Below are 12,229 nucleotides of genomic sequence, written 5' to 3' on the forward strand. Positions count from 1 at the left end.
GAACCGAGGTTATTTGGTAAGCTAAAACGGTAATCTTGACCCCCGAATGCCCGTGCTGATCAGTGTTGTCATCCCTACCTACAATCGCCAAGCAATTTTAAAAAAATGTTTAATCGCTCTAGAAAATCAGCGTTTAACCGATAATAAGGTGGAAAACTACGAAATAGTCGTTGTCGATGATGGTTCTACCGATGGGACGATCGCTTGGCTAGAAACTCAAAAGGCTAATTTACCCCACCTGCAACTGTGGCAACAGGATCACGGCGGACCGGCGATCGCTAGGAATCTGGGGGTAGAAAAAGCTCGTGGTGATACGATTATTTTTATTGATAGCGATCTAGTGGTGACAGAAAATTTTTTGCAAGCCCACGCCGACGCTTTAACTGCTGGGGCAGCCAGTCTCGGCAGCGATCGCTTATTTACCTACGGCAATGTCATTAATACCTGTAACTTCGAGCATCCCACCAGTGAACCCTATAAAATCACCGACTTCTCCGCCGCCTATTTTGCCACGGGCAACGTAGCGATCGCTAAAAAATGGTTATTAGCAGCGGGATTATTCGACACCCAGTTTCAACTCTACGGTTGGGAAGACTTGGAATTAGGGGTGAGATTGAAGCAATTAGGACTAAAATTAATTAAATGTCCTGAAGCCGTCGGTTATCATTGGCATCCCCCCTTTAATCTCGCTCAAATTCCCAATCTCATCGATAAGGAAATTCAACGGGGACGAATGGGAGTGCTTTTTTATCAAAAACATCCCACCTGGGAAGTGCGGATGATGATTCAAATGACTTGGATTCACCGATTGTTGTGGGGTTTACTTTCCCTAGGCGGAACTCTGAATGAACGCAGCCTCTCTCCGCTGTTACAATGGTTAATCGATCGAGGTAAACCGCAATTAGCCCTAGAAATTGCCCGCATTTTTCTCAATCGGTACAACGTGCGCGGCGTTTATCAAGCTTATCGGGAAATGCAGCCTCAGTGAAATGTCTTGGCGAACAGCGATGCGGTGTGACAGCATTTAGCATCGACAACCAGCTCCCTAAAACCAGAGACTTTGTACCTCACCATATTTGCCGAGAAAAAAACTTAATATTTTCTTTCTTTTTCCGATAATTGCTGCCACAATCAAAAGCAATCGGCAGCGAGAGCGGCGGAAAATACTAACCACCTTTGTCCCTTGTCAATTATCGTCTGAGATTAGGCATATTAGAAGTAGATTTTCCTAGAGGAGGAATTCCATAATGAGTATCGTCGATATTTTAATCGGTTTTGTCGGTGGAGGTGCGATCGGGGGTGGAGCTTTATATGCCCTGCAAGAGGGAAAAATCAAGGAAGCACTGCAAAAACAGGAGAAAATTCAGGCGGCTTTAGGTGAAACCGAAGCGGAGTTAGAAGATACCAAAGGACAGTTTGGCAATATCGAAGCCACCTATAAAGAAGAAGTGGCTAAATTGCAAAAAGAGTTAGAAGACAGCCAAAGACGTTTACAAGAGGCAGCCGGCGCAAATCCAGTTCAAGCCATGGAAGTTGCCTATAAAACCCAAATTCAGGAACTTGAACAGGAATACGAAACTAAAATCGAGGAATTGCGCCAAAGCTATCAAAGTCAAATTCGAGAGATTATCGACGGGAAGCAAGCAGAAATGGAAGCCCTGCGTCAAAGTCAACAGGCGCAGATTCTAGAATTAGAAAACGGCTATCAGTCGCAAATTAAACAACTAGAACAGGGTTATCAAAGCCAACTCTTAGAACTACAAAACGCCAACCAAACAATCGAACCTGGGGAAGAAATCAATCCTTTTGATGGTTTTATCACTGAAGAAAATCTAGGATTGGAAACGGAATTTGCTCCTGAAACGATGCTAGAAACCACAGTTTATGAGCCAGAATTTGCCAGTGAAATCAATACTTTTGATGGTTTTATCACTGAAGAAAATCTAGATTTGGCAGCAGAATTCACTCCTGAGATGGATAGGTTTGGCGAAGAGGAAGAAACTAGAATGATCGGTAGCCTAGAAGAATTATCGGGTAATTACGATCAGATCTACAGTCAAGAAACCGTTGGCAGTGACACGGGGTTCCCTGATTTATTAGCCACTGAATCAGAAAAATTCGCCGCTGCCCCAAATTCTCTAGATGACTTATTTGCCGATATTACTGACAGCAATAGCCCCGAACTATTCGAGCCTTTTGCTGAAGAAACCCCTAAAGTTGAATCTAATCGCCAATCTGTTCTCAGCAACCAAGAGGAACTAGATTTCTTTAGTATGTGGGATGATGCGGGAGTGAGCGATCTAGAATCCCTGCCTTCTGACGAAGAATTTACCCTTGATGATCTATTTAGCGATGATTTATTCTCCGATGGGGACAATAGCAAAACCACAATGCCAGAATCTCATCGAAATTTTTAGGTCTGAAACCCCGTCCCTTGAGGACGGCTTTGTATTACAATATAATCATTGACTGACCCGCCCACGACGGTGGAGACATAAACCCTAACACCGAAGTGGGCGACACTACCAGGCTGTGTCTCTGCGTCCGCCTCCTTGTCTATCATAATAAAGATTAAAAAACTGTATCAAAAGTAACAGACGGGAGAAAAAAAATCGAAATCCGCATCCGTCCTCCTTCAATAACATAATAAAGATTGAAAAAATGTATCAAAAGTAACAGACGAGAAGAAAAAAAGCGAATAGAATATGCGAGGATATTCCATATCCGCTCGGCTTTACTTAACTTTACCTTCTTGAGTAGATTTCATGATGAAACTAACCACTAAATCACTTTTGTTATCCACTGCCACTTTCGGACTAATGCTAGGGGTGGCACAAAACGCCCAAGCTGGCAGACTGATTACTGGCGTCACGGCCACGAGTTTGACCGGTACCGGCTCAAATTGGGCCTTAGCCAATGTCACCAATGGGAGCGGGTTGCCCGGCAACCAACCAAGTCTGGGGGGAGTACACGCTGTCTCGTCTAGTGCTAATGCTTGGCGGTCGTTTAACACCGCCGGTGCCCAACTGGCAGCTGGTAATGTCATCAGCATTACTTTTCAGCTCGGTACTGTTCCCACTGATCTGATTGGATTTAGTTTCTGGAATACTACTGGAGCTGATTCCACCACTATTGGAGTTAGAAACGCGAGCCTTGGATACTCCACCAACGGAACGACTTTCACTAGTGCTTGGACTGGCACCTTCGCACAAGGAGGTACTACTCCTGGGGGTCCAGAATTAATCAATTTTAACCTGGTCAAGGCCACTCATGTTAGATTGAATATCACCAGCAACTATGGTGACGCACAACGTGTTGGCTTCAATGAGATTTCATTTAAATCAATCCCCGAACCTTCTGCCTCCCTGGCTCTGTTAGGCTTGGGCTTAGCGGGCGTTGGTTTGAGAAAAAGAGCTTAATCTTTGGATAGTAGGTTGGATGATAGGATAATCCCGTAACAGGGCATTTATTAGGTTTCGTACCCAAAGTCCGACCTACTTACTCAAAATCTTGGTTAAAGCCGCGTCATCCTGGCAGGAAAAACTAGAAAAACAGCCCTAGAATTGCCGGCGAGTGCTATAAAGGTAGATAGTCATCTCGATCGCCCACTCGACCTAACTATGCCACGCACTCAACGTAACGATAACTTTATTGATAAATCTTTTACCGTCATGGCGGATATCATTTTAAAGATACTCCCCGCCAATAAAAAGGCCAAGGAGGCTTTTGTTTATTATCGCGATGGGATGTCTGCGCAAGCTGACGGCGAATACGCCGAAGCCCTCGATAATTACTATGAAGCTTTAACATTAGAAGAGGATCCTAATGATCGCAGTTATATCCTCTACAATATCGGCATTATCCACGCTAGTAACGGCGAGCATGAAAAGGCCTTAGAATACTACGAAGAAGCTATCCGACTTAATCCCAGAATGCCTTCCGCCTTGAATAATATCGCTGTTATTTACCATTTTCAAGGGGAAAAAGCCAGAGAAGACGGACAACAGGCCGAAGCAGAAGCACTCTACGACAAAGCGGCAGAATACTGGAAACAAGCCATCCGATTAGCCCCCAATAACTACATTGAAGCCCAAAACTGGCTGAAAATCACTGGGCGATCGGAAATTGATGTTTTCTTTTAAATTGAGGAGTCAGGAGACAGGAGTCAGGAAATTGCTTTTATTTATTCTCCCTACTCCCCCACTCCCCAATTCATAATTCATCATTCATCATTACCCCATTTCTCCCATGATCGATCGAGCTACAGTTGAAAAAATCGCCCATTTAGCCCGTTTAGAGATTACCAGCGCTGAAGAAGAACAATTTGCGCTGCAATTAAGCGGGATACTGGATTATTTCGAGCAGTTAAGCGAATTAGACACGGAAAATGTGCCACCCACCACGCGAGCGATCGAAATTCAAAATATTACTCGCGCCGATAGTAATAGACTTTATCCCGATCACGAGGTCTTAGTGCAGGAATCGCCGGCCCCGGAAGGGGATTATTTCCGGGTTCCCCGTATTCTCAACAGCGACGAAGAGTGAATCAGTGATCAACCGATCACTGATTTAGATGCCATCTAGGGTTTTTGCTGCTATCTTGGACTAAGATCAGACCTAGCAATGGAGACATAATATAATGATCGCATCCCAAGATGTGGCACCATTTCAGCTTATTTCGAGCGTAGAATCGGCAGCAACAGAATTTAGGCCCTGGGGTTCTTTCACCACCCTAGAAGAGGGTCCCGGTTATAAAATCAAGCGGATTGAAGTGAATCCGGGTCATCGTCTCAGTTTACAGATGCACTACCATCGCAGTGAACACTGGATTGTCGTTTCGGGGACGGCAAAAGTCACCTGTGGAGATAACGAAGAAATTCTCGGTTCTAATCAGTCCACTTATGTGCCGCAGTGTACCGCTCACCGTCTGGAAAACCCCGGGGTGATCAAATTGGTGTTAATTGAAGTGCAAAATGGGGAATATTTAGGAGAGGATGATATAGTCCGTTTTCAGGATGATTATGCTCGCCATCAGAGCTAAGACCCTGTTTAGGGAGACAGAAAGGCAAGAAACTATATTTTCGCTCCAAAAACCCTTTTAGGTTAGTCTGCCTGACTATCTTCCCTGTTGTCAAGGCTTGACAAGTTCTAGAAAAAATTTCTTTTCTGGCCGGGTAGCGGTTTTCCTTATGGGAGGTAAAGGCACGGGGACGGGGATTTATATTGATCCTGTGGTGAGCAAAGAACGGGTAAAATCTACAGAAAAATAAACTTCCCCTAGACCCTGTGTGGGCAGCTTGAGGAAAGCTAGGCTAGGGGAAATGATTTATTCCTTTGCTGGATTAACTTCAGCATATAACTCTCATTTGTCAGGACTATAACAGCCAGATGTCAATTCTGTGACAAAGAAAAGCCGAGCAGGAGTCGGGCAAGAGACAAGGGGCAATGATTATTTATGTAGGGTTTGCTGAAAAAGTTTTTCCTGGGGGCAGGGTGTGGGGTGTGGGGTGTGGGGTGTAGGGTTTTACCGATTTTCAGGTGGTCAACTACCTAATTTTCAGGGAAAAAGTCCCGGAATTTTCCCCCCGATCACTCCAAGTGCTGGCACTTTTTGAGGGGAAAAAAGTCTAAAAGTCTAGCAATTCTCATTTTAAGGTTTCATGACATTAAAACCCTTGCACCTAGAGGGGTTAATAATTCTTAACGAATCTCTAGATCGCTGAAACAACGCAAAATCGTTTCAAAATGAGAATAGCTGCTAAAAGTCTTACCCAACAAGGTTTTTAGATTTATTCAGCAAACCCTATGTAGGATGGAGTGAGGAAACGGCTTGATCTTGTTGATAAATGCGGTAAAAAATCCCGAGAATTTGCCAAAAATCAACTATATGTGCATTGGTTAATATGTATAGAATAAAATCTATTAACGATAGATAGTATTTCCTTTAATAAATAGAGTAATCATGGGTATAATTAAGAGCAATCTTAGAAAAGATGAAGGTATCCGATGGGTAATATTGTCGGGATAGATTTGGGTACGACAAATTCAGTAGCGGCATTTAAATTAGCGGGGGTGGAGGTAGTGACCGCCGCAGATAACTCGCCTCCGGAGAGAAAATTAACCCGATCGCTCGTCTCCCTAGCCGGAGAGGGGCTGATCGTTGGAGAAGAAGCCTACAGACAGATCAAGGCGAACCCAGAAAACGTGATCATGTCGATCAAGCGTTTGATGGGTAGGAGTTTTAGCGATACTATCGTTCAGGAACAAATACCCCGTTTAAGCTATAAAGTCACTCGCTCGAGCTGGGGTACGGAGGATAGTCTATCGGTATGGTTAGGGGGCAAGGAATACGAACCGGAAGACATATCGGCCGAGATTTTAAAAAAAGTAGTAGCTAATGCCCAGAATTATCAAGGGGCTAACGGTCAGAAAAGCAGGATACAGGAAGCTGTGATCACTATTCCCGCCTATTTTAACGATAAACAGCGTCACGCCACCAAGATGGCGGCAAAACGGGCTGGTATCATCGCCCGGGAGTTACTCTCGGAACCGACCGCGGCGGCAATTTCCTACGGTTATAAACCGGATTCGGAGGAGGTAAAAAACATACTGGTGTACGATTTCGGTGGCGGTACTTTCGATTCTTGTTTGATCACCGCCGCAGGAAATCAATTTATAGAATCGGGGAAAGCTGGGGATCTCTGGTTAGGAGGAGATGATATAGATGCACAATTAATGCAATTTGTCAAGGAAAAAGTGGCACAAGAAGAAGATCTAGAGGATGTGGACGCTCTGATCGCCGCGATGCCCCATTATCAAAGAGTAAGATTTTTAGGGGATTTCAAGAGCGCCGTAGAGAGGGCAAAGATAGATTTAAGTAGTGCTGAAAGTGCCACCATTATCCCCGCGACCCCGCTGATCGATGAGATGGGTATGGCGATCACCATTGCCGTGACGATTAAGAGGAGTGAATTTGAAGAGATGATCCGGCCGCTAGTGGAGAAAACGATCGCCATCTGTCAAGAAGCGATCCGGTATTCCGACTATCCCGAAGATCTGATCGATGTGGTGTTATTAGTGGGGGGTTCCTCCCAGATTCCTTTCGTGCAAGAGGAAGTTAAAAAAGTTTTCGGTTGCGAGAGGGTGGTAGTTCACCGACGGCCGATGTATGCAGTAGCGGAGGGAGCAGCGATCGTGGCTGCTGGTTTAACAGAGAAGGTGATGACAGTATCGCGTGATTACTGTATCCATTTGGCCGACGGCAGCCAAGAGCTGATCATCAGACAGGGAGATATATTACCCGTTAAAACCATCAAAACTTTTAAAACCGAAGCGGATGATCAGAGTCTGATCCATTTTAAATTTTATAGTCCGGATCGGGTGCGGGCAGAAAGTACCGGGGAGAAGTGCGACGAGAAAATTGGCGAAATGTGGTTAGCTCTCGATCGACCCTATCCAAAGGGCACAGAAATATTACTAGCCGTTTCCCTAGACGAACAGAATAATTCTCTATCGATGGTGGCAAGTTTAAAAAATGACCCCTCGATCAAAGTGAGTTCCGATTTTTCCCGCGGGGGTGAGGACGAGGAGATCTCGCGACAGGTAGAAGAAAGTATCGAGGAGATGAACCGTAAGGAGTTATTAACCAAGGTGGGGGCCAAATACGTCTATCAAATAGCTGGGGAAATAGTTCGGGCGGCCAATCAAATCCGCGGAGAGGATGGAAAATCGCGGCAAGATCGGGTCAAGGTGGCCAGGGAAAAATTACGGGAGTTAAAAACTTACTCCTGCGAGGATAGTAGTCAGGGTCAAATCTTGATCTCCGAGTTCGACTTCGTTTTAAAATACTGTCAGATTCTGGTTCCGGAAGAACAAAAGGCACGCATCGAGCAACTGATCGAAGATTTAAATAAAGCTATCAATAACGGTAATCTCTCGGCTATACAGCGATTAAATGAAACAGCACTACAGGAGAGGAAAAATTTATCCGAATTGTTGCTGCTGCTGCTATTGTGTCGTAGCGTCATCACCCGTACTGGAGTGGTAAATCAAGCCAGCGCGGATAGTATGGCGAGAAAATTCCTAGGGGTTATCACCGCGTTGCAAGCGGGGGATCGAGAAACGGCGGAACGAGAATTACAGCGATTATTACCGGAAGTTCGCCAGAATTGCGAGATCGAATTACCCACAGGCAATGTGGCCACTGGATTAACCCGATTTTAATTATGAGTAAAATTAATTGTCCCGTTTGTCAACGATCGAACGTGGAGGGGAATGTTTGCCCCAATTGCGAGACGGATTTATCCTCTCTACGTCTTTTAATGGAACTATCCCCCGTTGTCGATAATCGGACTGCAACTAACCGCCGTGGTTTATTACTGGGATTGGCTCTTTTGCTGTTAATTTCGGGGATTTTTCTGGGTGCTATCGCTTCTAATCTATTCCCCCGTTCCCTACTCCCTGTCACCGAATCTAGTCCCGTTACCCCTCCTGTTGGGGAACTGATCGAGCCATCGAAGCAGCTGACTAAAACTGTCTGCGTGGATGGGTTTAACTATCGGGTTAGAGCGGGTGATTCTCTATCTCGTATCGCTCAACGTTTTTACGGGAATGAGTCTCTATTATCTCCCATACTTGAGGCTAATCCCTTTTTGCTCGATCGGCTCGATTCTCTCGAGGTCGGTGAAAAGTTATTGATTCCCAACTCTGATAAATCCTGTTAATTTTACCCAGTAGGAATATTATGTTAGTTTTCTTGGGCTATGCTATTGGATTTGTTTTAGCTTTTTTTCTCGCCATTAGTTTAAAGGCTGTTTTTTTAGGGTTTCCTACTAATAAAGACAATAACTATTGGTCAAGAAAATTAGAAATATTAACTGGATTGGGTGGCGGACTTGTCATTATATGTATCCTCTTTTTCCTCAAAAATTGGTTGGCTTTAGATAAGAATTTTATCACTTATTTTTCTATCACTACATTTGTTTTGATTTTATTGGTTTTTTATAGACGAATAGAAGAAATAAAAAAGGGCAGAGAACTAGCCTATCAAGGGAGAAAATTACAGGCTGATGATACGGGGAACCCTTTCGAGATAGGCAAGTTATCGGAGGCTTTAAAATTTTACCAAGAGGCTAACAAATTAATTAATGATCCTAAGTTAAGATCTTTAGAGAAAAATCTTGAACAAGAATTAGAAAAAAGAAAAAAATTTCTGGATTTTTTTAAACAGGGCAAGGAGTTGGGAAATCGGAGATATTTTAAGAAGGCTTTAGGGGTACTGGAAAGCGCACAGGCTCTTTATTCCCATCACCGAATCCGTTTAGAAATCCAGAAATGTCGATTACAGGTAGAGCAAGAAAATATCTGTCAAGTAAGACTGAAAAAAGCTCAGGAATTGGCCCGACAGGGAGAACTAAAACAATCGAGAGAGTTAATAAATCAAGCCCTAGCAGATTTCCAGCGACTGGACGTTAAAAACCTATTAACTAAAGTAGAACAGATAACGATCGCCTTCAATTATTTTGAACAGGGAGTGGCTGCCGAAAAAAACGGCGATCTAAACAAGGCGATAGATAACTATCGAAAAGCCCTACTCATAACACCGGAATTAATCGATATAAACCGGCGATTAGGCATAACCAATATTAAAGCGGGGAACTATCGAGAGGGAATAGAACAATTAGAGGGAATCGAAGATAGGGAATCGATCTACTTCCGGGGTTACGGTTATGCGAGATTACAGGAATGGAGGAAAGCGCATCGGGAATGGAAAAAGATCGATCGACCGGAAATTAAAGAACAGATAGAGCTGCTCAGCCGATATAGCCAAAGGGAAAAATTAACTCTACAGCAGGAAATACAAGAACTAATTCCAGAAGAAAACCTAGAATTAGCCCGCTCGAAAAGCGAGGTGTTTTTAGAGAAATTCGGCGATGATCCGCAAGTTATCTATAATTTATATAGTCATATCCTTCCTCGGATAGATCAGCAATTATGGCGATCTAAGGATCGGGAGAAAATCGTTATCAACGCCGAGAGGGAATGGGAAAAAAAACGCAATCTGGAATCATTGCACAATTTAGCAATCGCCCTTTATTATCGAGCGGTAGAAAATCCCGCTACCCTAGAGAAATTAATACCCGTCTGGTTATCCGCTACGGCGAATTTAAATCTTAACACCAGTGTCAGGAATGTGGTTTGGAAAGTTATCGATGACGGTGATATACGGGACTTAGAAGCACAATTAACCCGAATACTTGAGGAGTTGATCGATCGAACCAAAGAAGACCTCAATTACTACCTGCAACTTCGCGATCTTTACCGTCGCGATGCTGTGGCCCTAGGGTTATTACGGGATCATCCTCTAGAGGGAATCCAGATCGAAGGGTTAACCATCCTACCCGGGTTGTATCGGACTCACCCTGATAGAAATACTGTGAAACTGCCTGAGCAATTCTGGGCGACTCTCTATACCCGTTGGGGGGAATCTGTGGCTGCCTGTTTACAGGGGGATCGGGTTCGCGGGGTGGCTTTAAAACCCCTAACCTGCCAATCTACTCTCGAACAGATAGCTAATACTTTTGTATCATTCCATCAAGGTTGTCATTATCTACAACAGAAACAGTGGCAAAAAGCCGAGAATCCTTTAAAAGAGGCGAAAACAGCCCTTAAAAATCACCCAGAATGGATTGAAGAGATCGATCGACTTTACCTAGAATTACAGGAGGAGATTGAGGGTTTCGAGAATCTATTAAGGATGAATAGAAATTGGTACGAGTTAGTACAAACCCTTAACTCGAAAATGTATTACGTCCGAGATCAAGCCTTGGCAATAGTCGGGAGATTGGATGAGCAAAAGATAGACGAGTCCAAAGCTTTAAGCGAACTGGAGAAATTAAAACAGATAGATTACAATAATGCCATACTAAACGAATTGATCGAGGAGATTATTTTTAGAAAAGACGCAAGGGAGGTAAGGCGATTGATGGAGCGCAATCGATTTTCCGAGGCGATCGAAAAGGCGAAACGATCGAGATCGCAAAAACTCCGTCACATCACCGCCCAACTCTGTCTCACTCTTTTAATAGAAAATTCTCAAAAATTACCCCCAGAATTACTAATAGAACTTGTTAGATCTGCTTACGAATTATGCCCCGACGATCCAGAGTTTCGAGAAGTATATAAACTATTTCATATTATTTAATGGGAGTTAGATGAATGTACGATAATTTAGATAGTAATCCTTACGATATTCTAGAAATTTCTCCAGCCGCTTCCACTGCCGAAATCACTAAAGCTTTTGGTCTAGCTATGAAACGACGTAGCTATTCTATGGATAGTATAGCTAAAGCGCGTAAGATATTAATGAATCCTCAAGATAGGATAGTTGCCGATTATTTACGTCCTCATCTCCCTCTGGTTCAACGCTTGAAAACCATGTCTTTCTCGGAATTGTCTGAACCTTTACCATCTTTAGAAATCTTAAATAGCATGGATGATATTAATAATTACGATCAAGAACAATTTAAAAAAGTCGCTGGCGAACTGGCTTCATCGATACTCAAAGACCTAAATTTTGGGGAGGACTAAGGATGAATAATTACAAAATTAGCCAAGAAGATAGAAATAAATTATTAAGCCTAATTGTAAATTTAATCAACGAGGAGGCAAGTTTAAAACAAGCTTTACGGCAGCAAGGAGAGAACAATCGATCGGAAAAAGAACAGATTTTTTTAGAACTATTAGAGGTGTTTGATACCCTCGAATCGTTATTAAATTTTTTAGAAGATCGACCCGAACCAGATGAGCGAGTCTGGAAAAGATTACCGAAATCTTTAAAAAGTGTACAGACAAAATTATTAAGTATTCTAGAAAAACGTCAGGTGCTGAAAATAGAACTGTCCGCTGATCAGCCAGATTTTACTATTTGTCAGGTGGTGGAGCGAGAAATACGCCCCGATTTGGCAGAACAGACGATCACAAAAATAGTCAGGCAGGGATTTACTATCGAGGATAAATTACTCAGACCGATGGAGGTTATTACATCTAAACAAGAATAGATAACCCTTTGCCACTTCCCACTCCCAACTCGGCACTCTGGCGCTCCCGTCCACTTATTTTCTGAGAATTCTAGAGGTACTTGTAAATATTTGTTACAAGGAGACGAGGAAAAATCTGAGGGCAGGGAGACAAGAAAGGATTATCGACGGGGATCAAGGATTTCAGTAGG

General features: G+C 43.4%; 12 protein-coding genes. All 12 read left to right on the forward strand.

Going from position 1 to position 12,229, the window contains the following annotated elements:
* Nucleotides 1–46 precede the first annotated feature (46 nt).
* The 12 genes from IM462_RS06715 (at nt 47) to IM462_RS06770 (ending at nt 12,059) form a co-directional block, all read left to right on the forward strand.
* Nucleotides 47–988, forward strand: a complete 942-nt coding sequence (locus tag IM462_RS06715; RefSeq protein ID WP_287699688.1) for a glycosyltransferase family 2 protein — start codon at nt 47–49, stop codon at nt 986–988.
* Between the two features lie 259 nt (nt 989–1,247).
* Nucleotides 1,248–2,417, forward strand: a complete 1,170-nt coding sequence (locus IM462_RS06720; protein WP_287699689.1) for a GumC domain-containing protein — start codon at nt 1,248–1,250, stop codon at nt 2,415–2,417.
* Between the two features lie 348 nt (nt 2,418–2,765).
* Complete coding sequence (locus IM462_RS06725; protein ID WP_287699690.1) at nt 2,766–3,419, forward strand: PEP-CTERM sorting domain-containing protein; 654 nt, start codon at nt 2,766–2,768, stop codon at nt 3,417–3,419.
* A 201-nt stretch (nt 3,420–3,620) separates the two neighbouring features.
* A complete protein-coding gene (locus tag IM462_RS06730; protein ID WP_287699691.1) occupies nt 3,621–4,142 on the forward strand; it encodes a photosystem I assembly protein Ycf3 in 522 nt (173 codons plus the stop codon).
* Nucleotides 4,143–4,248: 106 nt separating this feature from the next.
* Complete coding sequence (gatC, locus tag IM462_RS06735; RefSeq protein WP_287699692.1) at nt 4,249–4,545, forward strand: Asp-tRNA(Asn)/Glu-tRNA(Gln) amidotransferase subunit GatC; 297 nt, start codon at nt 4,249–4,251, stop codon at nt 4,543–4,545.
* 94 nt (nt 4,546–4,639) lie between these two features.
* Entirely contained in the window at nt 4,640–5,041 is a 402-nt protein-coding gene (locus IM462_RS06740) for a phosphomannose isomerase type II C-terminal cupin domain (protein WP_287699693.1), read from the forward strand.
* Between the two features lie 97 nt (nt 5,042–5,138).
* On the forward strand, nt 5,139–5,270 hold the full coding sequence (locus IM462_RS06745; protein ID WP_287699694.1) for a hypothetical protein: 132 nt from the start codon (nt 5,139–5,141) through the stop codon (nt 5,268–5,270).
* Between the two features lie 736 nt (nt 5,271–6,006).
* On the forward strand, nt 6,007–8,223 hold the full coding sequence (locus IM462_RS06750; RefSeq protein ID WP_104395409.1) for an Hsp70 family protein: 2,217 nt from the start codon (nt 6,007–6,009) through the stop codon (nt 8,221–8,223).
* A 2-nt stretch (nt 8,224–8,225) separates the two neighbouring features.
* Entirely contained in the window at nt 8,226–8,723 is a 498-nt protein-coding gene (locus IM462_RS06755) for a LysM peptidoglycan-binding domain-containing protein (RefSeq protein ID WP_287699695.1), read from the forward strand.
* 20 nt (nt 8,724–8,743) lie between these two features.
* Nucleotides 8,744–11,203 (forward strand): tetratricopeptide repeat protein, encoded by a 2,460-nt coding sequence (locus IM462_RS06760; protein ID WP_287699696.1) that lies wholly within the window; start codon nt 8,744–8,746, stop codon nt 11,201–11,203.
* A 14-nt stretch (nt 11,204–11,217) separates the two neighbouring features.
* Entirely contained in the window at nt 11,218–11,589 is a 372-nt protein-coding gene (locus tag IM462_RS06765; RefSeq protein WP_002803365.1) for a J domain-containing protein, read from the forward strand.
* Between the two features lie 2 nt (nt 11,590–11,591).
* Complete coding sequence (locus IM462_RS06770) at nt 11,592–12,059, forward strand: nucleotide exchange factor GrpE (protein WP_002803367.1); 468 nt, start codon at nt 11,592–11,594, stop codon at nt 12,057–12,059.
* The last annotated feature ends 170 nt before the right edge of the window (nt 12,060–12,229 follow it).

It is taken from the genome of Microcystis sp. M144S2, assembly GCF_020246065.1.
In the GTDB taxonomy this organism is placed as follows: Bacteria; Cyanobacteriota; Cyanobacteriia; order Cyanobacteriales; family Microcystaceae; genus Microcystis; species Microcystis ichthyoblabe_A.

Bases quoted from the DNA above. Each gene is read 5' to 3' on its own strand.
- IM462_RS06715 (WP_287699688.1), top strand. From the start codon at position 47: ATGCCCGTGCTGATCAGTGTTGTCATCCCTACCTACAATCGCCAAGCA.
- IM462_RS06720 (WP_287699689.1), top strand. From the start codon at position 1,248: ATGAGTATCGTCGATATTTTAATCGGTTTTGTCGGTGGAGGTGCGATC.
- IM462_RS06725 (WP_287699690.1), top strand. From the start codon at position 2,766: ATGATGAAACTAACCACTAAATCACTTTTGTTATCCACTGCCACTTTC.
- IM462_RS06730 (WP_287699691.1), top strand. From the start codon at position 3,621: ATGCCACGCACTCAACGTAACGATAACTTTATTGATAAATCTTTTACC.
- gatC (WP_287699692.1), top strand. From the start codon at position 4,249: ATGATCGATCGAGCTACAGTTGAAAAAATCGCCCATTTAGCCCGTTTA.
- IM462_RS06740 (WP_287699693.1), top strand. From the start codon at position 4,640: ATGATCGCATCCCAAGATGTGGCACCATTTCAGCTTATTTCGAGCGTA.
- IM462_RS06750 (WP_104395409.1), top strand. From the start codon at position 6,007: ATGGGTAATATTGTCGGGATAGATTTGGGTACGACAAATTCAGTAGCG.
- IM462_RS06755 (WP_287699695.1), top strand. From the start codon at position 8,226: ATGAGTAAAATTAATTGTCCCGTTTGTCAACGATCGAACGTGGAGGGG.
- IM462_RS06760 (WP_287699696.1), top strand. From the start codon at position 8,744: ATGTTAGTTTTCTTGGGCTATGCTATTGGATTTGTTTTAGCTTTTTTT.
- IM462_RS06765 (WP_002803365.1), top strand. From the start codon at position 11,218: ATGTACGATAATTTAGATAGTAATCCTTACGATATTCTAGAAATTTCT.
- IM462_RS06770 (WP_002803367.1), top strand. From the start codon at position 11,592: ATGAATAATTACAAAATTAGCCAAGAAGATAGAAATAAATTATTAAGC.